The sequence below is a fragment of the Pseudomonas sp. Marseille-Q5115 genome (assembly GCF_916618905.1).
Classification (GTDB): domain Bacteria; phylum Pseudomonadota; class Gammaproteobacteria; order Pseudomonadales; family Pseudomonadaceae; genus Aquipseudomonas; species Aquipseudomonas japonica_A.
Genome location: NZ_CAKAKI010000001.1, coordinates 4,685,897 through 4,709,998, shown reverse-complemented (window position 1 = coordinate 4,709,998; position 24,102 = coordinate 4,685,897). Strand labels below are relative to the sequence as shown.

At 63.1% G+C, this 24,102-nt stretch carries 28 protein-coding genes; 14 read left to right on the top strand and 14 right to left on the bottom strand.

The annotated features are described in order from the left end of the window. Nucleotides 1-216 precede the first annotated feature (216 nt). Both LG385_RS21510 and elbB read left to right on the top strand, forming a co-directional pair. Nucleotides 217-819: a DedA family protein gene (locus LG385_RS21510; RefSeq protein ID WP_225775828.1), complete on the top strand. Its 603-nt coding sequence runs from the start codon at nucleotides 217-219 to the stop codon at nucleotides 817-819. 54 nt (nucleotides 820-873) lie between these two features. Next, complete coding sequence (elbB, locus tag LG385_RS21505) at nucleotides 874-1,536, top strand: isoprenoid biosynthesis glyoxalase ElbB (protein ID WP_225775827.1); 663 nt, start codon at nucleotides 874-876, stop codon at nucleotides 1,534-1,536. Here the strand turns inward: elbB and LG385_RS21500 are convergent, their stop codons facing one another. Both LG385_RS21500 and LG385_RS21495 read right to left on the bottom strand, forming a co-directional pair. Beyond that, nucleotides 1,537-2,169 (bottom strand): LysE family transporter, encoded by a 633-nt coding sequence (locus LG385_RS21500; RefSeq protein WP_225775826.1) that lies wholly within the window; start codon nucleotides 2,167-2,169, stop codon nucleotides 1,537-1,539. Between the two features lie 61 nt (nucleotides 2,170-2,230). Further along, nucleotides 2,231-4,141, bottom strand: coding sequence for an ATP-binding cassette domain-containing protein (locus LG385_RS21495; protein ID WP_225775825.1), 1,911 nt, complete (start codon nucleotides 4,139-4,141; stop codon nucleotides 2,231-2,233). A gap of 49 nt (nucleotides 4,142-4,190) precedes the next feature. Between LG385_RS21495 and LG385_RS21490 the strand changes: the two genes are divergently transcribed. Continuing rightward, complete coding sequence (locus LG385_RS21490) at nucleotides 4,191-4,637, top strand: TIGR02444 family protein (protein ID WP_225775824.1); 447 nt, start codon at nucleotides 4,191-4,193, stop codon at nucleotides 4,635-4,637. On the opposite strand, the gene LG385_RS21485 is transcribed toward LG385_RS21490, so the two are convergent. After that, complete coding sequence (locus tag LG385_RS21485; protein WP_225775823.1) at nucleotides 4,634-5,359, bottom strand: AlgP family protein; 726 nt, start codon at nucleotides 5,357-5,359, stop codon at nucleotides 4,634-4,636. The genes LG385_RS21490 and LG385_RS21485 overlap by 4 nt on opposite strands. Nucleotides 5,360-5,517: 158 nt before the next feature. Here LG385_RS21485 and LG385_RS21480 point away from each other — a divergent pair, with 158 nt between their 5' ends. Continuing rightward, nucleotides 5,518-6,183 (top strand): FKBP-type peptidyl-prolyl cis-trans isomerase, encoded by a 666-nt coding sequence (locus tag LG385_RS21480; RefSeq protein WP_225775822.1) that lies wholly within the window; start codon nucleotides 5,518-5,520, stop codon nucleotides 6,181-6,183. Between the two features lies 1 nt (nucleotide 6,184). Here the strand turns inward: LG385_RS21480 and rsd are convergent, their stop codons facing one another. From rsd to LG385_RS21445, 7 genes are all read right to left on the bottom strand, one after another. Continuing rightward, entirely contained in the window at nucleotides 6,185-6,655 is a 471-nt protein-coding gene (gene rsd / locus LG385_RS21475; RefSeq protein ID WP_181111048.1) for a sigma D regulator, read from the bottom strand. A gap of 198 nt (nucleotides 6,656-6,853) precedes the next feature. Then, nucleotides 6,854-7,342, bottom strand: a complete 489-nt coding sequence (locus LG385_RS21470) for a disulfide bond formation protein B (RefSeq protein ID WP_225775821.1) — start codon at nucleotides 7,340-7,342, stop codon at nucleotides 6,854-6,856. A 144-nt stretch (nucleotides 7,343-7,486) separates the two neighbouring features. Then, nucleotides 7,487-8,722 carry a heme biosynthesis HemY N-terminal domain-containing protein gene (locus LG385_RS21465; RefSeq protein WP_225775820.1) on the bottom strand — a complete coding sequence of 412 codons (1,236 nt, stop codon included), beginning with the start codon at nucleotides 8,720-8,722 and terminating at the stop codon, nucleotides 7,487-7,489. Further along, nucleotides 8,719-9,921, bottom strand: coding sequence for a uroporphyrinogen-III C-methyltransferase (locus LG385_RS21460; protein ID WP_413247342.1), 1,203 nt, complete (start codon nucleotides 9,919-9,921; stop codon nucleotides 8,719-8,721). The genes LG385_RS21465 and LG385_RS21460 overlap by 4 nt, the downstream gene beginning before the upstream one ends. 26 nt (nucleotides 9,922-9,947) lie before the next feature. Then, nucleotides 9,948-10,697, bottom strand: coding sequence for a uroporphyrinogen-III synthase (locus LG385_RS21455; RefSeq protein WP_225775819.1), 750 nt, complete (start codon nucleotides 10,695-10,697; stop codon nucleotides 9,948-9,950). Next, entirely contained in the window at nucleotides 10,694-11,635 is a 942-nt protein-coding gene (gene hemC, locus LG385_RS21450; RefSeq protein WP_181111051.1) for a hydroxymethylbilane synthase, read from the bottom strand. Before hemC ends, LG385_RS21455 begins: the two co-directional genes overlap by 4 nt. Before the next feature lie 105 nt (nucleotides 11,636-11,740). Beyond that, nucleotides 11,741-12,499: a LytR/AlgR family response regulator transcription factor gene (locus LG385_RS21445; protein ID WP_225775818.1), complete on the bottom strand. Its 759-nt coding sequence runs from the start codon at nucleotides 12,497-12,499 to the stop codon at nucleotides 11,741-11,743. Between the two features lie 470 nt (nucleotides 12,500-12,969). On the opposite strand from LG385_RS21445, the gene argH reads away from it, so the two are divergent. The 4 genes from argH to LG385_RS21420 all read left to right on the top strand — a co-directional run bounded on the left by argH (nucleotide 12,970) and on the right by LG385_RS21420 (nucleotide 17,881). Continuing rightward, on the top strand, nucleotides 12,970-14,364 hold the full coding sequence (gene argH, locus LG385_RS21435; protein WP_225775817.1) for an argininosuccinate lyase: 1,395 nt from the start codon (nucleotides 12,970-12,972) through the stop codon (nucleotides 14,362-14,364). Between the two features lie 9 nt (nucleotides 14,365-14,373). After that, nucleotides 14,374-14,646, top strand: a complete 273-nt coding sequence (locus tag LG385_RS21430; RefSeq protein ID WP_225775816.1) for a hypothetical protein — start codon at nucleotides 14,374-14,376, stop codon at nucleotides 14,644-14,646. Nucleotides 14,647-14,724: 78 nt separating this feature from the next. After that, nucleotides 14,725-14,970 (top strand): TIGR02647 family protein, encoded by a 246-nt coding sequence (locus LG385_RS21425; RefSeq protein ID WP_225775815.1) that lies wholly within the window; start codon nucleotides 14,725-14,727, stop codon nucleotides 14,968-14,970. A 73-nt stretch (nucleotides 14,971-15,043) separates the two neighbouring features. Beyond that, nucleotides 15,044-17,881 carry a class I adenylate cyclase gene (locus LG385_RS21420; protein WP_225775814.1) on the top strand — a complete coding sequence of 946 codons (2,838 nt, stop codon included), beginning with the start codon at nucleotides 15,044-15,046 and terminating at the stop codon, nucleotides 17,879-17,881. An 11-nt stretch (nucleotides 17,882-17,892) separates the two neighbouring features. Here LG385_RS21420 and LG385_RS21415 read toward each other — a convergent pair whose 3' ends face one another. Then, nucleotides 17,893-18,108, bottom strand: coding sequence for a DUF1289 domain-containing protein (locus tag LG385_RS21415; protein ID WP_181111057.1), 216 nt, complete (start codon nucleotides 18,106-18,108; stop codon nucleotides 17,893-17,895). Continuing rightward, a complete protein-coding gene (gene cyaY, locus LG385_RS21410; protein ID WP_181111058.1) occupies nucleotides 18,108-18,440 on the bottom strand; it encodes an iron donor protein CyaY in 333 nt (110 codons plus the stop codon). Before cyaY ends, LG385_RS21415 begins: the two co-directional genes overlap by 1 nt. 177 nt (nucleotides 18,441-18,617) lie before the next feature. On the opposite strand from cyaY, the gene lptM reads away from it, so the two are divergent. The 6 genes from lptM to LG385_RS21380 are packed head-to-tail and all read left to right on the top strand — an operon-like array spanning nucleotide 18,618 to nucleotide 23,168. Then, nucleotides 18,618-18,755 (top strand): LPS translocon maturation chaperone LptM, encoded by a 138-nt coding sequence (gene lptM, locus LG385_RS21405; protein ID WP_181111059.1) that lies wholly within the window; start codon nucleotides 18,618-18,620, stop codon nucleotides 18,753-18,755. Nucleotides 18,756-18,763: 8 nt separating this feature from the next. Then, on the top strand, nucleotides 18,764-20,011 hold the full coding sequence (lysA, locus tag LG385_RS21400) for a diaminopimelate decarboxylase (protein ID WP_225775813.1): 1,248 nt from the start codon (nucleotides 18,764-18,766) through the stop codon (nucleotides 20,009-20,011). A gap of 5 nt (nucleotides 20,012-20,016) precedes the next feature. Beyond that, nucleotides 20,017-20,847 carry a diaminopimelate epimerase gene (dapF, locus tag LG385_RS21395; protein WP_225775812.1) on the top strand — a complete coding sequence of 277 codons (831 nt, stop codon included), beginning with the start codon at nucleotides 20,017-20,019 and terminating at the stop codon, nucleotides 20,845-20,847. A gap of 19 nt (nucleotides 20,848-20,866) precedes the next feature. Further along, nucleotides 20,867-21,571 carry a DUF484 family protein gene (locus tag LG385_RS21390; protein ID WP_181111062.1) on the top strand — a complete coding sequence of 235 codons (705 nt, stop codon included), beginning with the start codon at nucleotides 20,867-20,869 and terminating at the stop codon, nucleotides 21,569-21,571. A gap of 2 nt (nucleotides 21,572-21,573) precedes the next feature. After that, complete coding sequence (xerC, locus tag LG385_RS21385) at nucleotides 21,574-22,476, top strand: tyrosine recombinase XerC (RefSeq protein WP_225775811.1); 903 nt, start codon at nucleotides 21,574-21,576, stop codon at nucleotides 22,474-22,476. Next, nucleotides 22,473-23,168, top strand: a complete 696-nt coding sequence (locus LG385_RS21380) for an HAD family hydrolase (protein ID WP_181111064.1) — start codon at nucleotides 22,473-22,475, stop codon at nucleotides 23,166-23,168. The genes xerC and LG385_RS21380 overlap by 4 nt, the downstream gene beginning before the upstream one ends. Before the next feature lie 59 nt (nucleotides 23,169-23,227). Here the strand turns inward: LG385_RS21380 and sutA are convergent, their stop codons facing one another. Both sutA and LG385_RS21370 read right to left on the bottom strand, forming a co-directional pair. Then, entirely contained in the window at nucleotides 23,228-23,554 is a 327-nt protein-coding gene (gene sutA, locus LG385_RS21375) for a transcriptional regulator SutA (protein WP_181111065.1), read from the bottom strand. Between the two features lie 93 nt (nucleotides 23,555-23,647). Next, nucleotides 23,648-24,070 (bottom strand): secondary thiamine-phosphate synthase enzyme YjbQ, encoded by a 423-nt coding sequence (locus LG385_RS21370; RefSeq protein WP_225775810.1) that lies wholly within the window; start codon nucleotides 24,068-24,070, stop codon nucleotides 23,648-23,650. Nucleotides 24,071-24,102 lie beyond the last annotated feature (32 nt).

The window sequence follows — 24,102 nt, the reverse complement described above, 5'->3', positions numbered from 1 at the left end:
GCCCCGGTGTCGAACCGCAAGGGCCGAGGGAGGCACAACGCCGCTGGAGGCGGCCCGGGCTGTTATAAAGTCAATATGTGACAGGCACATGACAGCCGTGGTTGATGGAAACAGAACGCATACCGCCCGGAATGTTCACGTCGAGACACATATCGACACTTTCATGAATTTCTCTTAAGCGTTAGGCTGCGCGTTCATTTCGCCAGCATCTTGAAAATGCTCCATCAATTTCTCAACGATTTCGGTTACCTGGCCCTGTTCCTGGGGACCTTCTTCGAAGGCGAAACCATCCTGGTGCTCGCGGGATTTCTCGCGTTCCGTGGGTACATGGACATCAACCTGGTGATGGTGGTGGCATTCCTCGGGAGCTACGCCGGCGATCAGTTGTGGTACTTCCTCGGCCGCCGCCATGGCAGGCGGCTGCTGGCGCGCAAGCCGCGCTGGCAGACCATGGGCGACCGCGCGCTCGAGCACATTCGCAAGCACCCCGACCTGTGGGTACTCTCCTTCCGCTTCGTTTACGGGCTGCGCACGGTCATGCCGGTCGCGATCGGCCTGTCGGGCTATCCGCCCCGTCGGTACCTGTTGCTCAACGGCATTGGCGCGATGGTATGGGCCATCGCTCTCGGCCAGGCGGCCTATCATTTCGGCTCCGTGCTCGAGGGGCTGCTCGGCAACGTGAAGAAGTACGAGCTATGGGTGCTGGGTGGTTTGCTGCTGCTGGGCGTGGTGCTGTGGATCAGCCGCCGCATCAAGGCGGCACGTATCGCTCGCAAGGCGGAAGAAGCCTCCAAGCTGCCCGGCCCACCCCCGCAGTGAACACTGGCGCCGCCCTGCACTCACACTGATACAGGTCGACAAGAGGGCCCTGCAATGGCCACGCGGGTTGCGGTGATACTTTCAGGTTGTGGCTTTCAGGACGGTGCGGAAATCCATGAAAGTGTGCTGGCGCTGCTGAGGCTGGACCAGCTCGGTTGCGAGGTTCAGTGCTTTGCGCCGGATATCGAATTCGACGTAGTCGATCACGTCTCGGGCCAGCCGACCGGTGAACGTCGCCGAGTGCTGGTAGAAGCCGCGCGAATCGCCCGCGGCAACATAAAGTCCCTTTCCGAAGCGCAGGTAGAGGCGTTCGATGCCTTGGTGATCCCTGGCGGATTCGGCTCGGCCCTTAACCTCTCCAACTTTGCGACCCAAGGGGCGCAATGCACCCTTGACCCGCAACTGCTCGCCTTTGCCGAGGCTTTCGCCGAAGAGCGCAAACCCGTAGGGCTCATCTGCATCAGCCCCGCCCTGGCGGCGAAGATCTATGGCCCCACGGTGGTCTGCAGCATCGGTACCGACCCTGACACGGCCGCGACCATCGAGAAAATGGGGGCCACCCACGTGCCCTGTGCAGTGGACGCCATCGTGGAAGACGAACATCGCCGCCTGGTGTGCACCCCTGCCTACATGAGCGCCAGGTCTATCGCCGAAGCGGCCGCAGGCATCAATGCGCTGGTGGACCGAGTGGTTGAGCTGGCCGCCACGCCGCTGTAATTACAGCGGTGCGCGCCGCAATGTGGCCAGAAACGTCGCAGCACCCACGAATAGCCCGGCAAAGGTACGGTTGAGCCGTTGCTGCTGGCGAGGGCTGCGCAGCAGGCGCAATACCTTCGAGGCCAGGCCTGTATAGCCTGCCATCACGATCAGGTCCACGGTAACCATGGTGGCGCCGATAATTAGGTATTGCGTAAGCAGAGGCGCGTGAGGGTCAATGAACTGCGGCAGTACTGCCAGCATGAATACCAACGCCTTGGGGTTGCTTACGTTCACCAGAAACCCACGCGTAACCAGGCCGAGGCGGGAGCCACCCACGGCCGGAGTGGCCGCGTCCTGCATCTCCATTGGCAGGGCACGCCATTGCCGAATGGCGAGGTACAACAGGTAGAACACGCCGAACCACTTGATCACCGTGAACGCAGTGGCCGAAGCCGCAAGAATGGCGCCGACGCCGGCGGCTACCACGGCGATCTGCAGTGCCAGGCCTAATTGCAAGCCCAGCGCGTTCCAATAGCCTCTGCCAAAGCCGTAACGCAGCCCGGAAGACATGGAAGCGATCGCACCTGCCCCCGGTGACAGGCTGATGATCCAACTCGCCGCCAGGAAGGCCAGCCATGTATTCCATGCCATGAATTGCTCCTCGTTGTGTGACCCACCGTATGGCATAGCCGCGTTCGCTTGCAGTGTACGGCTAGCCCAGGCGTTCCAGTTCGGCTTGCATGTTCTCCAGCAGCTCTAGCGCCGTCATCCAGCGCTCTTCCAGCGAGCTTTCTTCGACCTTGAGCGCGGCCTGGCGAGCAAGCAGGTCTTTGAGCTCATCTTTTTTCGCAGCCTCGTACAGGCCGCTGTCACCCAGCCGGGTTTCAATCCGGGCGAGCTCTTCATGCACCTTGCCCAGGTGGGCTTCGAGCTTCTCGGCTTCGCGCTTGTGAGGTGCCAACTGCTGACGCAACGCAGCGGCGGCCTGACGCTGGGCCTTTTTGTCGGTGCGCTCGCCATTGGCCGCTGGTGTGGTGGCCGGGGCATTACGCTGACGATAGTCCACCAGCCAGCGCGCGTAGTCGTCCAGGTCCCCATCAAAGGGCTCCACGCGGCCTTCAGCAACCAGCAGGAAATTATCCGTGGTGCTCTTGAGCAAGTGCCTGTCGTGCGATACCACCAGCACAGCCCCGCTGAACTCCTGCAGGGCCATGGTCAGTGCCAGGCGCATTTCAAGGTCCAGGTGGTTGGTGGGCTCATCGAGCAGCAGCAGGTTCGGCCGCCCCCAGGCGATCAACGCCAGGGCGAGGCGAGCCTTTTCACCGCCGGAAAAATTGAGCACGGGTTCGTCGATTCGAGCGCCACGGAAGTCGAAGCCGCCGAGGAAGTCCTTCAGCGTTTGCTCACGCTCACTGGGCGCGAGCCGCTGCAGATGCAACAAGGGGCTGGCCTTGCCGTCCAGCGAGTCGAGCTGATGCTGGGCAAAGTAACCAACCTCGAGGTTCTCACCCTGCCGCAAGGCGCCCCCCAATGGCTCCAGCTCGCCAGCAAGGTTCTTGATCAGCGTCGACTTGCCGGCCCCGTTCGGGCCCAGCAGGCCGATCCGGGCGCCTGGGGTGAGCTGTAGCTTCACCTTCTCCAGCACAACCTTGCTGCCATAGCCCAGCTTGGCCTCGGACATATCCAGCAAAGGGCTGGACAGCTTGTGCGCTTCACGGAACACGAACTCGAAAGGCGAATCCACATGGGCCGCGGAGATCTCCTCCATGCGCTCCAGCGCCTTGATCCGGCTTTGTGCCTGGCGGGCTTTGGTAGCCTGGGCCTTGAACCGGGCGATGTACTTTTCCATGTGGGCGCGGCGCGCCTGTTGCTTCTCGTACACCTGTTGCTGCTGGGCAAGCCGCTCGGCGCGGGCCCGCTCGAACGCGGTATAGCCGCCGCGGTAAAGCACCAGCTTGCGCTGATCCACGTGGGCAATATGATCAACCACGGCATCGAGAAAGTCCCGGTCGTGGGAGATGAGCAGTAGCGTACCGGGGTAACCTTTTAGCCAGTCCTCGAGCCACAGGATGGCATCCAGATCCAGGTGGTTGGTGGGCTCATCCAGCAGCAGTAGGTCGGACGGGCACATCAGCGCCTGAGCAAGGTTGAGGCGCATGCGCCAGCCGCCGGAGAAATCGCCGACGGGCAGGTCCATCTGAGCATTGGTGAAGCCAAGGCCGGCCAGCAGCTTGCGCGCGCGGGCATCCGCCGTGTAGCCATCGGCGGCGTCCAGTTCGGAATGCAGGCGGGCCAGCGCGGCCCCGTCGTGAGCTGCCTCGGCAGTGGCCAGCTCGGCCTGGATGGCTCGCAGGCGCTGGTCCCCATCAAGTACATAGTCCACCGCCACACGTTCGAGCGTATCGACTTCCTGGCGCATGTGGGCAATGCGCCAATCCGGCGGCAGGTCGCACGCGCCGGCGTCCGGCGTGAGTTCGCCGCGCAGCAAGACGAACAAGCTGGATTTGCCGGCGCCGTTGGCACCGATGAGGCCGGCTTTCTGGCCGGCGTGCAGGGTGAGCTCAGCGTCTTCTAGCAGACGCTGCGGGCCACGCTGTAAAGTGAGGTTCTGGATTCGGATCATAATGGCGGCGGAGTTTACCAGCTTCGCCGTCCACTGGCGTGGGGGCTCGATGCAAGATGATCTGTGGCGGTATGCCTGCGAGCTTTACGCCCGGCCTGGGGTGGAAGCCGCCTGCCTGCAAGCGCAGGCCGAGGGTGCCGATGTCTGCATGGCGCTGTGTGCGTTGTGGCTAGAAGCACGGGGCGTCGAGTGGTCCGCGCCCCGGGGGGCTTGCCTGCAGGCAACCGCCGAAGCCTGGTCGGGGACTGTCATCGCACCACTGCGCACGCTACGCCAGCAATGGCGCAGCGCTGCGCTTGCCGACCCGGCACTGGCCCACCTGCGCGAAAGCTTGAAGCGCCTGGAGCTCGAAGCCGAACAGGCGCTGCTGGAACGCCTGGAAAAAACGGCAGGGGGGTGGCCACCTCAGCGCGCTACCGAGCCGCGCTGGGTTGACTGGGCCGTGGCCGATATAAACGCGCGGCTAGCCCTGCGCGCAGCCGCCACCGAAGGTTAGGATGCGCTGGAGGGCGCAGCTGCGCCGTTCACTGGCGTTTCGGCAGGCGCGCTACCTTTGGCGGGCACAGCTTTGGCGGTACGCGGCTTGCGAGGGGCGCGCTGCGGGGCTGGCGCGGCCAGAGCGTCCACACTGCTGGCAACTGCCTTGGCCAGTGGTGCCTTGCGGCTTGAAGGTTTGCGGGTAGCCGGTTTGGTAGCAACCGCTTCGGGCTCCAGGGCCAGCAACACAGGCGCGGCGGGCTTTCGCGCAGCGCTTGCGCGCGAGGTGGCCGCCCTCGCGGTTGCCGGCTTGCGTACCGGCTTGGCTGCAACAGCCCCGCTGCGCTGATCCAGGGCCTTGCCGGCGGCCTCGCGTACCTTGCCCACTCCCTGCACCAACGCCAGGCCGGCTTGAATATCGTTCTTGAGCTGGCCTATGTACTGGCGGGTTTCGGCCTGCCGCTTCTGAAGGGCGTCCAGCGATTGCTCGAGCTCCTTGGCATTGGCCCGGGCCTTGGCCTGAGCCTTCGATTTACCCTCGGCCGCTGCGGCTTCGATACGGGCTCGCTGTTTGTGCAGTTTTTCCTGCACTTTCACCCGTTGTTTTTCCAACTTGGCGAGAACCTTTTCGGCATCGGTAAGCGCTTGAGTGCATGCCTGCTCGAAGTGTTCGATCAGGCTTGCGGTCAATTGCTGGAGCAGGTGCAACGGGGTGCTTACAGGCTTCTTCTTGGCCGACATGATTTTCCTCCTCGCTGAGTGGCCTTCCATGGTATGCCTAGCGCCGCCGGCTCGCTACCGCACCGGCGTGAATTTGTGCAGGTGTCGCGCATGGCTATCGTGAGTTTGAAAGGTTGCACCCTGGCGGCGATAATCCATGCTCAATTCGGGAGCTTTCAATGTTGCGTTATTCGCTACTTACACTGAGCCTGGTCGCGCCGCTAAGCCTGGCCGAGGCGCCGGCCGTTTCCCCTCACGACCTGGGCTATAGCCTGGGCGCCAGCATCGGCGAGCGCTTGCGCGACGATCAACCCGACGTGGACATCGAGGCATTGATCGAAGGGCTGCGCCAATCCTGGCGTGGCGAGCCGCTAGCGCTGCAGCCCGAGCGTATCCGCCAGATCCTGGCCGACCATGAAGCCGCCCTCAGCGCACCCGCGCCCAGCCAGGGCTCGAACGTGGAAGCCGCGCTGGCCGCAGAACGCCGCTTCATGGCCGCGGAGCGCGCAAAGGCAAATATGCATGAGCTTTCGAATGGGGTGCTGTACAGCGAAATCAAGCCGGGTGACGGTGATAAACCCGGCCCTACCTCCAGGGTGGAGGTGGTGTATACCGGCCAGCTACCGGATGGGACTGTGTTCGACAAGAACGACCAGCCCCAGTGGTTCCGCCTGGACAGCGTGATCGACGGCTGGAAGATCGCCCTGCAGCAGATGCCCAAAGGCGCGCATTGGCGTGTGGTGGTTCCGTCCGACCAGGCTTACGGGGCTGAAGGCGCGGGCGAGTTGATTCCCCCCTACACGCCACTGGTGTTCGAAATCGAACTCCGTAACCTGGCCAACTGATTCAGGCCTGTGCCGCTTCCTCACGGTGTGCGTTATGGAGGACTTCGATGAGGCAGTCTTCCAGCTCGAACCGCTCGTGTAGCGTGCCGCCAAGCTCCTTGAGGCGCGCGGACAGGTCTGCGAAATCGGTGCAGTCGCCCTTGTCGCAGTGGTCGTTGAACTTCAGGCAGCCTTCTGTGAGTACATCCAGCCGAGGGCAGATCTGCTCTGCGAGTTCGAGGCCGCGATCATCCCCGAACGCCTTGGCTTCCTGGGTGAGCTGCTCGTATACGCCAAAGTGCCCGGCGGACACGTAGTCGACCAGAATCCCGCAAAAATCCTGCAGGCCGGAGCGTCGCAGACGCCCTTCCTCGGAAGCTTCCTCGATAGCGCCGAAGGCCTTGATCAGATGTTGGCGATCTTGCAGCCAACGATCGATGATCAGGTGGACTCCACCCCAACGTTCCTGAGCATTCTGACAACTTTCCAGCATGGTCTGTTCTTCCCTTGAGGTTCACGTTGAAGACGGAACGCAAACCAGCCAATGGCCAGCGAAACAGCACTGTACGATTCATCCGGTGTAGCAAAGGGCCACGTTCCGGTGCGTTTAACGAGATTATGCCCCCGCGCCTGAAGCTTCAAGGCATGGCGACATGTTCTACATACCAGTGTTGTTTCCCGGCAAGGCTGGTCAGCGCTGGAACAATTGCGCAGCGATAATGACCGCGAGCCCCGCAAAGGTCAGGAGGCTCCATTCGGGCAGGCTCATATCCAGCAGCGTCCAGTTGATGATGGCGCAGTCAGGAGTGCCCAACACCAACATCTTCACTGTTTCGAGCAGAGCCTCAGACTTGCCGAGTAGCAAAAGGTTCGCCGATGGACACACGTGTAGTGGCAGCGGGTTCGATTGCAGCCAGAGCTGCCGGATGGCCGAGGCCGCCCCTGAAGCGGTGAGCAGCAATAGACTGATGCAATAGAGCCGGTTTACGCGCAGCCCCGGCCGGTGCCACCAGGCCACTGCGTTGCCGATTGCAATCAAAAACAGCAGACCATGCTGTACAAACCGGAGTGGACAGGGCCGCAAGGCGACAACTTTTTCGATGTGAACCGCCGCGCTCAGTGCAAGCATGGCCAGCATGAAGGCCAACACGAACAGATGACGCGAGCGGGCCAGAGGCATGGGTAATCCAGATACGCGATTAACAGGCAACCACGTTAGTGGAAAGGCCTGCGCGCTTTCAAGAAGGGGTAGCCAAGAAGTAATCTGAAAAGAGGCAGGACGCCCAACCCTGCGGGGCCCGGCCGAAGCCGGACCCGCCACTGTTTATGCGCCCACCGGGCCTGGAAGGGGCAACGCCAGCAAGCGCTCGTCCAGCAGCCCAAGGCCTTCCTGGAATAGTGCATTGCTGCGCTGGGTGTCACCTAGTTGGGCCAGCAGCCGCGCCAGCTCGGCACACGCCTCGGCATTGCGCTGCAGGCGTAGGCTGGCTTCCAGGTAATCACGGGCCTTACCCCATAGCCGCTCCTGCAGGCAGAGCCGCCCGAGCGTGAGCAGCAGGCTGGGGTCCTGCGGGTGATCCTTGAGCAGACTTTCGGCGAAGGCCAATGATTTGGCCGGCGCTTCGCCCGCTACAAGGCCGTACAACCGCACCAGATGGCTGTCATAACCGCGCTTGAGCGCTGCGCGCAGGACAGTTTCAGCCTTGCCCGACGCACCCAGCCGGCGCAAGCGCTCCGCATAGTTGAGCACCAGCGCGGGCTCTTGTCGCTGCTGCTGGCCCAATTGCTGCCACGCGCGGTCGAGTGCTGCTTCATCCCCACCCTGCCCTTCCAGATCTCCCAACAGCAACCGCTCACCCACGGCGCGCTGTTCGAGCACCGCGATTTCTTCGTTGGCCATGACTTTGTGTTTACGTAACGCGGGCAGCAGCCGAACCACGGCTGGCCACTCATTGCGCTGCACGCACAGCGCTGCCAGTTGGCGAAGTACCTGGGTATTGGCCGGATAGCGCTCGTGCATGACCTCGAGCGTCGCAAGGGCACCGGCAGAGTCGCCACGGTCGGCTTGCAGCTGGGCATGGGTAAGCGCGATTGCAAGTTCCGCCTTGGGCTGACGCTGCAACGCTTGTTCGAGCAGTGCATCGCTCTCTTCATGCAGGCCTTGCTCGTTCGCCGCACGGGCTGCGCCCAGGTAATAGAACAGCGGATTACGTTCGTTTTCAGCGGCCAGCTTCAAATGCTTCTGGGCACTGGCCCAACGGCCTTCAGCCAGATCCACCTGGCCGCGGGCGATGGCGGCTTGCAGCCTGCGCCTGCGATTACGGCGGGACCATGGGTTTACCACCCCTCCGGAGGTAGCGAGCAAGCGGACCAGGCTGGCAAGCAATATTGCGAGGAGGGTCAGCCCCAGCACAGCCGCAAGCGTGGTCCACAAGCCAGACTCATAGCGGAACACATGGGGGTAGTCGATCAGCACGTACCCCGGGTGCAGCGAAATCCCCAGGCCGATCACAAGGGCCAGGGCAATCGTTACGAAGAGCACCACATACAAGCGCTTCATGGCGTGCGCCCCTGCCCGCCCTCAGCTCCGCTTACAGGCTGATGCCGCCGCGCCATATAGGCTTGGAGCGCGGCCAGGCTATTGGCCAAGTCTGGGGTGGCGACAGTGATGCGGCTACCTGTCAACGCCTCGATCCGCTCCAGCAGCATACGGCTTTGCGTGTTGTCCTGATTGAAGTTAGTGGCCAGCACCTCTTTTGCCTGCCCAAGGGCCTGGGTATACACCGCTTGCTCACCATTGAGGGCGGCCCATTGGGCCTGTTCCAGCGCAAGGCTCAACGCCAGCCGTACCTGGCTCAGGCTTTGGCCTGCCAGCAGCGGGCGCACATTGGCATCCGGGTTCAGGTCGATCCGGAAGAAGCTGGATATCCGCGCCCACCACAGGCGCCAATGCAACGTGCTGTCGTCTCCCGAGGCGCTGACGGCTTCACGGTCGGCCTCGAATTGAGGCGCCAGGGCGGACAGTTGCGTTGCTTGTTCGCGTAGTGCGCCCAATTGCAGGAACAACCCGGTGCGGTCTGGCTGCTCGGTGGCTTGCAGCGCCGCCAGGCTTCGCGCCAATTGCTCACGCGCGGCGAAGGCATTGGGATCGTCCTGCTCGCGCAGGATATCGTCGGCGCCCTGTACTAGCGCCCGCGCACTGTTCACGTCTTGCAATGCAGACAACCGCAAGCTGGCCAGCCGCACCAGATGCTCGGCTTCAGCCAGGCGCCAATCTTGTCGGCTGGCGCCCAGTACGGTTTCCAGGCGCTGGCTCAGGCGCTGCTGATCGCTTTGCACCTGGGCAAGCAACCGGCGGCGCTCCTCCAGCTCATCCGCCGCGGGGAGCCGCGACAGGCGCTCATCCAGGCTGCGGGCCTGCTCGGTCAGGGTACGGCTGTTGGCGGCCAGGCTGTCTACTTGAGCGGACTGTTGACGCTGGCCGGCATCCAGGTGGCGCAACTGCCAGACAGCCCAGCCTCCTACCCCTACGCCGACAGCAGCGATCAACAATGCCAACACGGCCAAGCCACGGCCCGCACGATCACCACGCTGCCGGCTGGCTGGCAGCGGGCCGGCACCAGCAGGTTTGCTTGCAGGCTGCCGAGCCGGATCAGGTGTGGGCTTGGTTGCCGGGCCTGCTGCCGAGCTGGGCACCGGGCCCGCTGCTGGCTTGGGCGTAGGATCCAGGGGGTCTTGGGGCGGGGCTGTTTCGCTCACGTATCCTTCCTTTGTGGGGGCGCGGTTCACGGGCTTCGTGTGGCCAGCGCGGCAATCAAGGCCGCATTGCTCGCACCATGGCAGTTCACAGGGCAGCGGCTGCCAAGCGCTTGAGCGAGGCTAGCCACTCGGGCGCTTGGTACGAACAGCGGCAGTGCCGCCAATACCGGCCACGCCGCACCGGCAAGCCGATGCAAATGCTCCAGCCCCTGACCACTGCTGACCACCACGCCATTCAAGCGTTCCGCTTGCAACCGTTCGGCTACAGCGTTGGCAGGATAATCAGGAACGCCGCGACGGTACAGTTCAAGATATTCGACCTCGACGCCTTGCTCGATCAAACGCTCGGCTAACCATTCGCGGCCACCCTCGCCCCGTATGATCAATGCCCTGTTACCACCGGCCTTGAGCGCTAAAACCAACTCGGGCAACTGCCACAGCGCTTCGCTATCATCGCCCTGGGTAGGAAAACTCGCATTTATGCCGCCCAGTCGTAGCACCTCCGCAGTAGCGGCGCCAACGGCGAACCAGCGCGGTAAGGCGGCGGCCGGGTCTGGCGACAGCCAGCTGAGCGAGAGGTGTGCGGCAGGCTTGCTGACGACGATGACCGCGGCGAATCGCTGCAGCCACCCCGGGGCCGGCGCTTTTCCGAGCACCAATGGCTCAATCACCAGCATAGGTAGTGCACTGCCGTAATGGCCGCCCGCAGCGAGCGTCTGGGCGAGTAGGCGAGACTCCTCCGCCGGACGTGTCAACAGCAGCCGCCAGCGGCTCAATCGGGCCTGCCGTCAGCGTAGACCTCATCCAGGATGGCTGCGGCGCCCTGTGCCAGCAGGTCTTCGGCAACCTGCCGGCCGAGCGCTTCGGCCCCGGCGTGATTGGCGCGGGCCTCGGCGTGCAGCAACTGGCTCCCGTCGGGGCGCCCCACCAGCCCTCGCAGCCACAGCTGCTCGCCCTCCAGCACCGCATACGCGGCAATCGGAACCTGACATCCACCGTTCAAATGGCGGTTCATGGCGCGCTCTGCAGTGACCCGTGCAGCAGACGGCCCATGATGCAGAGGCGTCAACAGGGCGTGCAGTTCGGTATCGGCCGTACGGCATTCGATGCCGATTGCACCCTGCCCGCCCGCCGGCAGGCTGTCCTGCGTGGTGAGGTTATCGCGGATACGGTCCTCGAAACCCAGGCGGATCAACCCGGCGGCCGCGAGAATGATCGCGTCATACTCCCCGGCATCGAGCTTGGCCAGGCGCGTGTTGACGTTCCCGCGCAGAAAGCGGATTTGCAGGTCTGGCCGGCGCGCCAGCAACTGCGCCTGACGGCGCAGACTGGAGGTGCCTACCACACTGCCCTTGGGCAAGGCGGCAAGGTTGGCGAAGGTATTGGAAACGAAAGCGTCGCGCGGGTCCTCACGCTCGCAGATGCAGTAAAGGCCGAGCCCCTCGGGGAAGTCCATCGGCACATCCTTCATGGAATGCACCGCGATGTCGGCCTCGCCTTCGAGCAGGGCCGTTTCGAGCTCCTTGACGAACAGGCCTTTGCCGCCGATCTTGGCCAGCGGCGAATCAAGCAGTTTATCGCCCCGGCTAACCATGGGGACCAGGCTGACCTGCAACCCGGGATGGGCCTGTTCCAGGCAGGCCTTGACTGTGTTGGCCTGCCACAAGGCCAGGGCGCTTTTGCGGGTGGCAATACGAACCGTGCGAGCGTACATGGGAAATACCGAAGCCTAAATGCGCCGATAATAACAGCTCGCCAATCCCTGGCGGGCCACGGCGCGGCTATCAGCCCGATAGGCCTGCCAGGAACCTTGCGTCAATCAGAGCTGCTGCATCATCTTGCGTACGCCCGCCACATGGCGTCGGCTGACCACCAGCGCGTCTCCGTTCAACCCCTTCAGATACAGCTGGAAATGCCCCAACGGGGTGCGCTGGAGGCGTTCGATACGCTCGCGCGCCACTAATGCGTTTCGGTGAATGCGTACGAACCGGTCACCGAACTCGTCCTCGAGTGCCTTCAGGGGCTCGTCCAGCAACACCTCGCCGTTGTCGTGGCGCAGGGTGACGTATTTATGGTCTGCGATGAAATAAATAACCTGATCCAAAGGAATCAACTCGATCCCTTTTCGCGTGCGGGCGCTGATATGGGTGCGGGCGCCACTGCCGTTGCCGCTACCGCTGCTGGCGGCGGGGCGAGTAAGTGCGGCCAGGGTCGCGCGGTTCGGGCGCTCCGCGCGCTTGAGTGCATCGGACAGTTTATCCGAGCTCACCGGCTTCATCAGGTATCGCACTTCGTTGTTCTCGAAGGCGTTGACGGCGAATTCGCCTTGGCCGGTGCAAAAGACCACTGCTGGCGGCGCATCGCGTTCGCACAGCCTGGCGGCCACCTGCAGGCCGTCCAGGCCGGGCATGCGGACGTCCAGCAATACAACATCAGGCTTGAGGCTATCAATCAGCGTAAGGGCCTCGTCGCCGCTACCGGCACCGGGTTCCAGGACGCTGTACCCTTCGAGGTCGCTGACCATACGGCTCAGTTTCTCGCGGGCCATGGGTTCGTCATCAACGATCAGGACATTCATAGAGTGCCGGATTCCTGCGTAAGTCTCGCGGATAGAAAGCGTAGACAGGTGAACTGACGGCCGTGGCGGCGTTCCACGCTGAGACTGGCGACGGAGTGGAAAAGTGCCCGAAGCCGCTGCGATCTCTCGCTTCGGCTATTCCATGCCCGTTGGGAGCACACATTTGCAGGGGTTGCCGCACAGTAATTGAGGCGCAACTGAACTCTCCCTTGGTCGCCCGCCGCCGCCCCCCTCCGGGGCTCGCTTGTGTACTCATGGCATTCCCGGCCGATGCCGCCCTGGCCGATGCATGAGGTTGCGGCTTCCTTCTCAACTGTAGACGTTCGCGGACGGGATATTGCTCAATCGGCTTATATCGTTTTGCGCGCTGTGCGTAGCCAGGCACGCGAAGGCTGGGCCGGGCCGCAGCCGCTCGAGGGCAACCCTGCTATGATGCGGCATTTCCCGTTCGAACCTCCAACGAGCCAGTCATGAGCACCGACAAGACCAACCAGTCCTGGGGCGGCCGCTTCAGCGAACCCGTCGACGCCTTCGTCGCCCGCTTCACCGCTTCGGTCACCTTTGACCGCCGCCTCTACCGCCACGACATCATGGGCTCGATCGCCCACGCAACGATGCTGGCCAAGGTGGGCGTGCTCACCGACAGCGAGCGTGACGCCATCATCGAGGGCCTGAACAGCATCCAGGCGGAGATCGAGGCCGGTACCTTCGACTGGCGCGTCGATCTCGAAGACGTACACATGAACATCGAGGCGCGGCTCACTGACCGTATCGGCGTTACCGGCAAGAAGCTCCACACCGGGCGCAGCCGCAACGATCAGGTAGCCACAGATATTCGCCTGTGGCTGCGCGACGAAATCGACGCCATCCTGGGCGAGATCACCCGCCTGCAAAAAGGCTTGCTGGAAGTGGCCGAGCGCGAAGCCAGGACCATCATGCCGGGCTTCACCCACCTGCAAACGGCTCAGCCGGTCACCTTCGGGCACCACTTGCTGGCCTGGTTCGAGATGCTCAGCCGCGACTACGAGCGCCTGGTGGATTGCCGCAAGCGCACCAACCGCATGCCGCTGGGCAGCGCCGCGCTCGCTGGCACCACCTACCCGATCGACCGCGAAGTAACGTGCGAACTGCTGGGGTTCGAAGCCGTGGGCGGGAACTCCCTGGATGGCGTTTCGGACCGTGACTTCGCCATTGAATTCTGCGCCGCCGCCAGCCTGGCGATGATGCACCTGTCACGGTTCTCCGAAGAGCTGGTGCTGTGGACCAGCGCGCAGTTCCAGTTCATCGACTTGCCGGACCGCTTCTGCACCGGCAGTTCGATCATGCCTCAGAAGAAAAACCCGGACGTTCCGGAGCTGGTGCGCGGCAAGAGCGGCCGCGTGTTCGGCGCCCTCATGGGCTTGCTGACCTTGATGAAAGGCCAACCGCTGGCCTACAACAAGGACAACCAGGAGGACAAGGAGCCGCTGTTCGACGCTGCGGACACCCTGCGCGATTCCCTGCGTGCGTTTGCCGACATGATCCCGGCCATCAAGCCGCGCCATGAAGTGATGCGCGAGGCGGCCCTGCGCGGGTTCTCCACTGCAACCGACCTGGCCGACTACCTGGTGCGCCGCGGCCTGCCTTTCCGCGATTGCCACGAGATCGTAGGCCATGCCGTGAAGTATGGCGTGGACACCGGCAAGGACCTGGCTGAAATGAGCCTTGAGGAACTGCGTCAGTTCAGTACACACATCGAAGGCGATGTATTCGAAGTGCTGACCCTGGAAGGCTCGGTCAACGCACGTGACCATATTGGCGGCACCGCCCCGGCCCAGGTTCGCGCGGCGGTGATCCGTGGGCAATCATTGCTGGCACAACGCTGAGGTACAGGCATGAATGACGATCTGGACGACGAAAGCTTCGCCGAGGTAACCCTTACCGAAGCGATCCGCAACCAGCTGGAAAGCGGAGAGCCGCCAGCGGCGCAGGCGACTTTTAACAAACTCAAGCTGGTGGGATACGAAGAAGCCGATATTCTGAACCTCATGGCCCACGTGCTGGCGATCGAGATCGACAACATGTTGAAGGCCGACCGCCCTTTCGACGGGGAATGGTACGAGGCTGCGCTGCGTGCGTTGCCCGAGCTGCCAGAAGAGGACGCCTGAAACACCGCCGTCGAAGAGGCCCACGGGCATGGCCGGGCCGGCCATGCCCACCGACAATAACAACAGCGAGGCCGCTTCATGACCTACACCCCGGAACTGATCGCCGAACTTGAGCTTCTGTCACTGTACAACCTGGCCAATACCCAGGAAGGCCTGAAAGTGCACCAGACCGCCGTTCCGACCGCGATCGCCGCAGCCAGGCGGCTTCACGAGAAAGAACTGGTGACCCAGCCCGACGGCGGCTACCTGACCAGCCTCGGCCTGGAAGCCGCCCAGCACGCCCAGGCGCTGGCGACCATCCTGCGTACACCACAAAAAGCCTGACGGCACTCAACCTGCGGGCCACTCGGCCGATAACGCCTATAACCCGTTATCGGCCTGGCGGCCCGAGCCTCAGATGACCCGCACACCCGAAATCCGGCCCGACCTGGGCACCGGCATCGACCGCAAGGTGCTTGCCCAGCTGCGCCAGCGGTTTCTTACCGTCAACCAAGGGCGCCTGGAGCGGGCGATAGAAGGCTTCGCCAACCGGCAGCAGTTTGTACTGCGGCTGCTGCCGCTGCTTTTCCATGTGAACCACCCTCTGCTTCCCGGTTACGTCTCAGGTTTTACCCCTGCGGGCATGAGTGCTTATGAACCGGACGACGAGACCTTGGCCGAGGCCCAGCGGCTCACCCGCTCGTTCACCTACAAGCCACGCCGCGGAAACGCCCCGACGCCCATACATGGGCTTTTCCTGATGGGCAGCCTGGGCAGCCTCGCTCAGGACGAGCGCAGCGATATGGACGTATGGGTATGCCACGCCTCCGGGCTGGCTGAAGGGGAACTGGATGAGCTGCGGCGCAAATGCCAGGCCATCGAGGCCTGGGCCGCGACACAAGGCGCCGAGGCACACTTTTTCCTGATCGACTGTGAGCGGTTCGTACGCGAGGACCGCGACAACACCCTCAGTTCCGATGACAGTGGCACCACCCAGCACTACCTGCTGCTGGATGAGTTCTACCGTACCGCCATCTGGCTCGCCGGCCGTACGCCCCTATGGTGGCTGGTGCCGGTGTACGAGGAGGCCAACTACGCCAGTTACACCCAGACCCTGCTGAGCAAGCGGTTCATTCGTGAGCAGGAGGTGCTCGACCTGGGCAACCTTGCGCGCATACCGGCCGGTGAATTTATCGGCGCGGGGCTTTGGCAGCTGTTCAAGGGGTTGGAATCGCCCTACAAGTCATTGCTCAAGCTGTTGCTCACCGAGGTGTATGCGGCTCAACACCCCGCCGTGCATTGCGTAAGCCTGCAGCTCAAGCACGCAGTTTACGCCGGGCAGCTCGACCTGGATGAGCTCGACCCCTACATGATGGTCTACCGGCGGATAGAGGCCTACCTTCTGGACCGGAACGAGCCTGGCCGGCTGGAACTGGTGAGGCGTGCGCTGTACCTGAAGGTCAATCGCCGCGTGAGCCTGGCTCGGCCGGGCCGCTCCACCAGCTGGCAGCTGCAAGCCATGCAGCGCCTGGCCGGTGAGTGGGGCTGGAGCGAACAGCAGCTACGGTTGCTGGACAACCGTGGCTACTGGAAAGTCGGCCAAGTCACAGCTGAGCGGCAGGCATTGGTGGCAGAGCTCAACAGTAGCTATCGTTTTCTTACGCAGTTTTCCCGTGCGCACCACACTGATAGCCCAGCCAACCGCAAGGACCTCAACGTTCTCGGCCGGCGCCTGTACGCCGCCTTCGATCGGCGAGCGGGCAAGGTGGAGATCCTCAACCCAGGTATCGCCCCCAACCTTGCCGAAGACACCGTAACCCTCCTGCAGGGCCCCAACCGGCGGGAGCCAGGCAAACGGCTGTGGTACCTCTATCGCGGAAATTACAGCGCGGTGGAGTGTGAGCAGTACACGCCGCTCAAGCGCAGCCATGAATTGGTCGAACTACTGGCCTGGTGCCATCGCAACGGCATTATCGCGGCCACCACACGCGTGGCGGTTCACCCGGGTGAGTCCGACCTCAGCGAGTTCGAGCTTTTCAACCTGCTGGGCGCGCTGCAACGAACGGTGGCGCTACCGATGGCCCCGATAAGTGAAGCGCAGCTGTTGCAGCCCGCGACGCCCAACGAAGTGTTGCTCCTGGTCAATGTGGGGATTGACCCCCTCAAGCATCACCGCGAAATGAATATCCTCATGACCACCGAGCGTACCGACTCGCTCAGTTACGCGGGAGTGCGCGACAACCTGGTGCTCACGCTGGACCAGGTTGTGGTGAACAGCTGGAACGAAGTGCTCTACCAGCGATATGAGGGCCGCCATGCGTTGCTCGACTGCCTGCGTGACTACCTCAATGCCCTGCCTGCGCAGCGCCCTGCGCCTCGGTTGCATGTTCGTTGTTTCTGCCATAACCGGGCCCAGGCGATCAGCAACCGCGTGCAGGAGCTGTTTGACACCGCAACGGAGCTGCTGGAACGGCAGCTGGGCCACCGCTACCTGATACAAGTAGAGCAGCAGTACCACGTGCTGGAACTGACACCGGGCAATGTTCGCCATGTTCCCTTGCCTGGCTTGCCCGTTCTTCTGGACTACCTTTCCCGCCCCCTCAAGGCCTACAGCCCGCTGCATCTGGATGCCTATGCGCTGGCCGGGCACGAGCTGTCGCTCATCCTTCCCCACGCTCACCCGGACTGCGTGCAGGTGTTCTACAGCCGGCAGGGGGACGAAGCGATGGTGTATGTGCTGGATGAGCATAATGCGCTGTGGCATCAGCGGCTGGCCTTCCATGACGAATCCAGCCTGCTGCTGCCGCTTCACCGCTTTCTGCAATCGGTAGCCTATCGGCGTGAGGCTCGAATGGCACTGGACCGGCCATTCACGCTGGGCACGCTTTACTATCGGATTACCGGCAACCCGGCGCAGTCCCGTACGGTGGAAAGGCGGCCCCCACCCAAAGGGGACGGCGCCGATGCCGTTTATGAGGTTCAAGCCATCCTCAGGAAAAAGGCCGAGGGGCAGCCTCGGGTCACGTTGTTCTGCAACCAGCGGGAGTTCAACGAGCTGGAATACGGCGACAGACTGTACGGGGAAGTTGCGCGGGAAATTCTCGATCAGCGTCGAGACAGCGGAGCGTATCGTTGCTATATCACCGACCTGGACCTGTCTGGGCTTGGCGGTGAGCAGAACCTGTCCAGCAACAGCTACCTGCGCTACAAAGCCACCCTGGAAGAGGCAATCAATGGGGCGCTGCAGTCAGGCTGAGCCTGGAGCGATCAGAGGGTGCCGCTGTCAGCCGGCAAAGCCTTGCGCTGATCGGCCAGCGCGCGGATTTCCCGGCGACGCTCATCGCTGGCGGCCCGCCATTCGCGGATATGCTCCACGTGGCGGAAACAGCCCTGGCAGTAACGCTCCTCGTCGAGCTTGCACAGGCTTACGCACGGCGATTTCACCGCGTCGCTGATATTGCTGTAGAGCGGTTTGGCGGCCATCAGATTTCGTCGAAGTCCAGCTTCTCGCCCGACTGCTCGAACACGATCCGCACCAACATTTCGCTGAGCAACTCGTCGGACGAATCACACATCCATTTGCTGCTGGCTTCGTCGTAGTCGAAATGGAAACCGCCCGAACGGGCCGCGAGCCAGAGCTGCCGAAGGTGGGGCTGGCGGCTGAAGATGAGCTGGCTGCCATTGTCGAAACGCACGGTCAGTACGCCCGCGGAATTTTCCACATCCACGTCCAGATCGCTTTCATCGAACACGTCTTCCAGGGCTTCCTGGGTGCTGTCCACCAGATCGTGGAAACGCGCTTCGGTCAAACTCATGGGCAACCTCGGTATCGGACGGGTCAAACAACTGCGGCAAGATACGAGCAGATTCCCTCGATTGCAAAGACTATCGGCCGGATCGCCGCCGCCCGGCGGGGCGGTCATTTCGTAGGCAAGGCAGCGCCTCGCCGGTATACTCGGGCGCAACTGACGGTTTATACAAAGGATTTCGCCATGAAGCGCCTTATCGCCTCATTCGCTGCGCTTGTCGCGGTTGCCTGCCTCGTATCCGCGTGCGGCCAGAAGGGTCCTCTATACCTTCCGGACGACGCCAAACACGACGGCCACAGCCAGTCGCATCAACACGAATAAGGGCCGATATGAACGCTTTTCAATACCGTGACGGCGAGCTGTTCGCGGAAGGCGTTGCGCTGTCGGCCGTAGCCGAGCGCTTCGGTACGCCGGTGTACGTCTATTCGCGCGCGCACATCGAAGCTCAATACCATGCCTACGCAGACGCCCTCCAAGGCGTCGACCACCTGGTGTGCTATGCCGTGAAGGCCAATTCCAACCTGGCCGTGCTCAACGTGCTGGCCCGGCTGGGCGCGGGTTTCGACATCGTTTCCGGTGGCGAACTGGAGCGTGTGCTGGCTGCGGGTGGCCGGGCAGACCGCGTGGTGTTCTCGGGCGTGGGCAAAACCCGAGCCGACATGCGCCGCGCCCTGGAAGTGGGTGTGCACTGCTTCAACGTGGAGTCGGCCGATGAACTCGAGCGGCTGCAATCGGTGGCTGCGGAGCTGGACCTGCGGGCGCCAGTTTCGTTGCGGGTCAACCCGGACGTGGACGCAGGTACCCACCCGTACATCTCCACCGGCCTGAAAGAAAACAAGTTCGGCATTTCCATCGAGCAGGCCGAGGACGTGTACCTGCGCGCTGCTCAATTGCCGAACCTCGAAGTCGTGGGTGTGGACTGCCACATCGGCTCGCAACTCACCACCCTGGCGCCCTTCCTGGATGCGCTGGACCGGCTGCTGGCACTGGTGGACCGGCTTGGCGATTGCGGCATTCACTTGCGGCATATCGACCTGGGCGGCGGCGTGGGCGTGCGTTATCGCGACGAAGAACCGCCCGAGGTCAGCGAGTACATCAAGGCCGTGCGCGAGCGCACCGAAGGCCGCGACCTGGCCCTGCTGTTCGAGCCAGGCCGGTTCATCGTGGCCAATGCCGGCGTGCTGGTTACTCGGGTGGAGTACCTCAAGCACACCGAACACAAGGATTTTGCCATCGTCGATGCGGCCATGAACGACATGATTCGCCCGGCGCTGTACCAGGCCTGGATGAACGTGGCGGCCGTGAGCCCTCGCCAGGGCGAGCCGCGCACGTATGACATCGTTGGTCCCATCTGCGAAACCGGCGATTTCCTCGCCAAGGACCGGCCGCTGACCCTGGCCGAAGGCGACCTGCTGGCGGTGCACTCCGCCGGCGCGTATGGTTTCGTGATGAGCTCCAATTACAATACCCGCGGCCGTTGCGCCGAGGTACTGGTGAACGGTACCGAGGCACATGAGGTTCGCCGCCGCGAAACCATCGCCGAACTCTATGCTGGCGAAAGCCTGCTGCCGGAGTAATGGCCATGCTGCTGCGTTTCACCAAGATGCACGGCCTGGGCAATGACTTCATGGTCATCGACCTGGTCAGCCAGCATGCGCACATTACCCCCAAGCACGCGCGCCAGTGGGGCGACCGCAACACCGGTATCGGTTTTGACCAACTGCTGTTGGTAGAAGCGCCGACGAACCCGGACGTCGACTTCCGCTATCGGATCTTCAATGCCGACGGCTCGGAGGTGGAACAGTGTGGCAACGGCGCCCGTTGCTTCGCCCGGTTCGTGCTGGACAAGCGGCTGACCGCCAAGAAAAAGATCCGCGTAGAGGTGAAGAAGGGCATCATCGAGCTGGACGTGCGCAACGACGGCCAGATCAGTGTGGATATGGGCCCGCCGCGGCTGTCACCGGCCGAAGTACCTTTCCAGGCCGACCACGACGAGCTCACCCATGTGCTGGAGATCGACGGCATGGCGTATGACATCGCCGCGCTGTCCATGGGCAACCCTCATGCCGTGATGCGCGTGGACAACGTTGACACCGCTCCGGTGCAAACCCTGGGCCCGCGCATCGAGCACCACCCCCGTTTCCCCGAGCGGGTCAACGCCGGTTTCCTTCAGGTGGTGGACCGCCAGCACGGGAAGCTGCGTGTATGGGAGCGCGGTGCTGGCGAAACCCGGGCTTGCGGGACGGGTGCCTGCGCGGCGGCTGTGGCGGCGATCGCCCAGGGCTGGATGGATTCCCCCCTCACCCTTGAATTGCCTGGGGGCCGGTTGTCGCTGGAATGGGCTGGCCCTGGCCAGCCTGTGATGATGACCGGGCCAGCCGTTCGGGTATATGAAGGCCAGGTACGCTTGTGACTACAGGAGAGCAGCGACGATGAGCGATGAGCCACAGGTTGTTGCCCCTGCCGGCGAGGCTGACGCCGAGGCCGTGGTGGCCTACCTCCAACAGCACCCTGAGTTCTTCATGGGCCACGAAGCGCTGCTGGCCGACTTGCGCATCCCCCACAAGCGAGGCGATACCGTCTCGCTTGTGGAGCATCAGCTCAAGCTGCTGCGCGAGCGCAATACCGAGCTGAGGCAACGCTTGAGCCATCTGATGGACGTAGCCCGGGACAACGACCGGTTGTTCGAGAAAACCCGGCGCCTGATGCTTGACCTTCTGGACGCTACCAGCCTTGAGGAAGTAGTGATGGCGGTCGACGACAGCCTCCGCCAGTCCTTCAAGGTACCTTTCGTAAGCCTTGTGCTGTTCACCGAGGCGCCAACTCCCGTGGGGCGCTCCGTAACCCTCGCCGAGGCCCAACAGGCCATAGGCGCGTTGCTGGTCGAGCCTCGTCCGGTCACAGGCGCACTTCGGCCGCATGAGTTGGAGTTCCTGTTCGGGGCCGAACATTCGGCTGTCGCCTCCACGGCGCTCGCGCCTCTTGTGCATCAGGGCATTCAAGGCATCCTGGCCATTGGCAGCGACGACGCAGATCACTACCGCAGCTCGGTGGGTACATTGTTCCTGGCGCATATCGCCGAAGTCCTGGGCCGCGTGCTACCGCGCTTCACCGGCGCGGTGCGCCCGGTACGTTGACGATGCAAGCGCATGTGGAAGGTTACTGCCACCACCTGCGCACCGAGCGCCAGGCGTCCCCCCATACCCTTCGCGCCTTTGGCAGCGACCTTGCCAAGGTGGCCGAGTACTGCGAGCAGAACCAGATCACTGCCTGGCCGGACCTCACAGCTGCCAAGCTTCGCCGCCTTGTTGCCCGGCTACACCAGCACGGGCAGGCGCCCAAAAGCCTCGCTCGATTGCTATCGGCGGTGCGGGGCTTCTACGGGTGGCTGCTACGCGAAGGGCTCTGCGACCACAATCCCGCAGTAGGCCTGTCCGCGCCGAAGGGTGAGCGGCGCTTGCCAAAGGTGCTGGATACCGACCGTGCCCAGCAACTGCTCGATGGCGCGGTGGAGGATGATTTCATCGGGCGCCGCGACCAGGCCATGCTCGAACTGTTCTATTCGTCCGGGCTGCGGTTATCCGAACTTGCCGGGCTGGACCTCGATGCCCTTGACCTCACCGAAGGCCTGGTACGGGTTCAGGGCAAGCGCAACAAGGCGCGGGTGGTGCCAGTGGGCGGCAAGGCCCGCGAGGCAGTACGCGAGTGGCTGCGCATGCGTGGCCTGGCAAGCCCTGCCGACAACGCCCTGTTTATCAGCAAGCGCGGCGAACGCCTTGGGCAGCAGGCAATACGGCTGAGGGTTCAGGCCGCCGGCCAGCGTGAGCTCGGCCAGCGCCTGCACCCTCACATGCTCCGCCATTCGTTCGCCAGCCATGTGCTGGAGTCCTCTCAGGACCTGCGCGCAGTACAGGAGATGCTCGGCCATGCGGACATCTCCACTACGCAGATTTACACCCATCTGGATTTCCAGCACCTGGCTAAGGTGTACGACAGTGCTCATCCACGCGCCAAGCGCCTAAAGGACGGTGAACAGCCATGACCCTCACATTGGTGACTTTCGACCTGGATGACACCTTGTGGCATACCGCCCCGGTGATCCAGAGCGCCGAGATCGTATTGCGCGAATGGCTGGCAGCCAACGCCCCGAAACTGGGCCCGTTTCCGCCGGAGAGGCTGCACCAGATACGTCAGCGGCTGGTAAGCGCCGACCCTGGCTTGGCGCACCGTATCAGCCAGTTGCGCCAGCAAGTGCTGTTTATCGCGCTTGAAGAGGCCGGTTACCCCCACGCCCAGGCCCAAGCGCTCGCCCGTGACGGCTTTGAAGCCTTTCTCGAGGCACGCCATCAGGTCAACTTCTTCCCGGACGCACCGGCCACGCTCGAAGCTCTGTCACAGCGTTACACGCTAGGCGCAATTACCAACGGCAACGCCGACGTTCGCCGGCTCGGTGTAGCGGACTATTTCAGCTTTGCGCTATGCGCCGAAGATGTAGGCGTGGGCAAACCGGATCCACGCCCCTTCGAGGAGGCGCTGCGACGTGCTGGCGCGACGGCAGAGGCCGCAGTGCACGTAGGGGACAACCCAGAGGATGATATCGCTGGCGCGAAGCAGGCGGGGTTCCGGGCAGTCTGGTACAACCCGGCTCGCCTGCCATGGGAAGGCGGCAGCGTACCGGACGGCGAAATTGCCACACTCAGCGAATTGCCTGAGCTATTGGCCAGCTGGCGCTGACGCAACACAAGAAAAAACCCACGGCGACGATGGGTTTTTTCTTTTTCAGCAGGCAGGCTTCAGATAGGTCGGCTGCCGTACTTATTGTCCGGCTTGCGAGGCGGGTCGGCCACTACGTTCGGCTCGACTTCCTGAATTCGCCCACCCCGGGACAAGAACTCTTCCATTGCCCTGGCGAGCGCGTCGCGCTCCTTCTGCTTGGCTTCGATGCTGGGAAGTTCGTCCACGCTTACCGCGGCCTTTTTCCCTTTGCCAGCAGGGGCCGGGCTATCGCCGGCATCGCTATCGTCCTCGGCAACGTCTTCGGCAGCCGTCTCCAGGCCTTCCTCGGTGTCGTCCTCGTCGCCTACTTCCAGGTCGTCTTGTTCCAGATCGTCGTCGCTCATCGTCCTACCTCATTGTTGCCGGAGCAGTTGTATATAGCCCAGCCGCGCCGGCGAGTTCGGCGCAGTTGGAAGAAATACCGAGGGCCCGCGCCCTCACCCTTCGCCATGCAGCGTGGCGATCAAGCGCCTGGGCCCACCGTGGTCGCGGTGCTCTCCCAGGTAAACCCCTTGCCAGGTTCCCAGTGCCAGACGGCCCGAGCGCACCGGCAAGCTGAGCTGGCAGCCCAGCAGGCTTGCCTTGAAATGCGCGGGGAGATCGTCGTCGCCCTCATCGTTATGTTCGTACCCTGGTGCGCCGTCCGGTATCAATCGGTCAAAGAACCGTTCGAAATCGCGACGCACCGCCGGATCGGCGTTTTCATTGATCGTCAGTGAAGCGGAGGTATGTTGCAACCAGACGTGCAACAAGCCCACCTTACAAGCCGCCAACTGAGGGAGGCCCGCTACGACCTCATCGGTTACCAGATGAAAGCCGCGAGGCCGGGCGGCCAGCGTGATGATCGTCTGCTGCCACATGGCGTTCTCCCCCGGTTTCGGGCGCATTCTAG

What these genes read in the sequence shown, in the direction of transcription:
- LG385_RS21510 (WP_225775828.1), top strand. Translation starts at nt 217, where the DNA reads ATGCTCCATCAATTTCTCAACGATTTCGGTTACCTGGCCCTGTTCCTG.
- elbB (WP_225775827.1), top strand. Translation starts at nt 874, where the DNA reads ATGGCCACGCGGGTTGCGGTGATACTTTCAGGTTGTGGCTTTCAGGAC.
- LG385_RS21500 (WP_225775826.1), bottom strand. Translation starts at nt 2,169, where the DNA reads ATGGCATGGAATACATGGCTGGCCTTCCTGGCGGCGAGTTGGATCATC.
- LG385_RS21495 (WP_225775825.1), bottom strand. Translation starts at nt 4,141, where the DNA reads ATGATCCGAATCCAGAACCTCACTTTACAGCGTGGCCCGCAGCGTCTG.
- LG385_RS21490 (WP_225775824.1), top strand. Translation starts at nt 4,191, where the DNA reads ATGCAAGATGATCTGTGGCGGTATGCCTGCGAGCTTTACGCCCGGCCT.
- LG385_RS21485 (WP_225775823.1), bottom strand. Translation starts at nt 5,359, where the DNA reads ATGTCGGCCAAGAAGAAGCCTGTAAGCACCCCGTTGCACCTGCTCCAG.
- LG385_RS21480 (WP_225775822.1), top strand. Translation starts at nt 5,518, where the DNA reads ATGTTGCGTTATTCGCTACTTACACTGAGCCTGGTCGCGCCGCTAAGC.
- rsd (WP_181111048.1), bottom strand. Translation starts at nt 6,655, where the DNA reads ATGCTGGAAAGTTGTCAGAATGCTCAGGAACGTTGGGGTGGAGTCCAC.
- LG385_RS21470 (WP_225775821.1), bottom strand. Translation starts at nt 7,342, where the DNA reads ATGCCTCTGGCCCGCTCGCGTCATCTGTTCGTGTTGGCCTTCATGCTG.
- LG385_RS21465 (WP_225775820.1), bottom strand. Translation starts at nt 8,722, where the DNA reads ATGAAGCGCTTGTATGTGGTGCTCTTCGTAACGATTGCCCTGGCCCTT.
- hemC (WP_181111051.1), bottom strand. Translation starts at nt 11,635, where the DNA reads ATGTACGCTCGCACGGTTCGTATTGCCACCCGCAAAAGCGCCCTGGCC.
- LG385_RS21445 (WP_225775818.1), bottom strand. Translation starts at nt 12,499, where the DNA reads ATGAATGTCCTGATCGTTGATGACGAACCCATGGCCCGCGAGAAACTG.
- argH (WP_225775817.1), top strand. Translation starts at nt 12,970, where the DNA reads ATGAGCACCGACAAGACCAACCAGTCCTGGGGCGGCCGCTTCAGCGAA.
- LG385_RS21430 (WP_225775816.1), top strand. Translation starts at nt 14,374, where the DNA reads ATGAATGACGATCTGGACGACGAAAGCTTCGCCGAGGTAACCCTTACC.
- LG385_RS21425 (WP_225775815.1), top strand. Translation starts at nt 14,725, where the DNA reads ATGACCTACACCCCGGAACTGATCGCCGAACTTGAGCTTCTGTCACTG.
- LG385_RS21420 (WP_225775814.1), top strand. Translation starts at nt 15,044, where the DNA reads ATGACCCGCACACCCGAAATCCGGCCCGACCTGGGCACCGGCATCGAC.
- LG385_RS21415 (WP_181111057.1), bottom strand. Translation starts at nt 18,108, where the DNA reads ATGGCCGCCAAACCGCTCTACAGCAATATCAGCGACGCGGTGAAATCG.
- cyaY (WP_181111058.1), bottom strand. Translation starts at nt 18,440, where the DNA reads ATGAGTTTGACCGAAGCGCGTTTCCACGATCTGGTGGACAGCACCCAG.
- lptM (WP_181111059.1), top strand. Translation starts at nt 18,618, where the DNA reads ATGAAGCGCCTTATCGCCTCATTCGCTGCGCTTGTCGCGGTTGCCTGC.
- lysA (WP_225775813.1), top strand. Translation starts at nt 18,764, where the DNA reads ATGAACGCTTTTCAATACCGTGACGGCGAGCTGTTCGCGGAAGGCGTT.
- dapF (WP_225775812.1), top strand. Translation starts at nt 20,017, where the DNA reads ATGCTGCTGCGTTTCACCAAGATGCACGGCCTGGGCAATGACTTCATG.
- LG385_RS21390 (WP_181111062.1), top strand. Translation starts at nt 20,867, where the DNA reads ATGAGCGATGAGCCACAGGTTGTTGCCCCTGCCGGCGAGGCTGACGCC.
- xerC (WP_225775811.1), top strand. Translation starts at nt 21,574, where the DNA reads ATGCAAGCGCATGTGGAAGGTTACTGCCACCACCTGCGCACCGAGCGC.
- LG385_RS21380 (WP_181111064.1), top strand. Translation starts at nt 22,473, where the DNA reads ATGACCCTCACATTGGTGACTTTCGACCTGGATGACACCTTGTGGCAT.
- sutA (WP_181111065.1), bottom strand. Translation starts at nt 23,554, where the DNA reads ATGAGCGACGACGATCTGGAACAAGACGACCTGGAAGTAGGCGACGAG.
- LG385_RS21370 (WP_225775810.1), bottom strand. Translation starts at nt 24,070, where the DNA reads ATGTGGCAGCAGACGATCATCACGCTGGCCGCCCGGCCTCGCGGCTTT.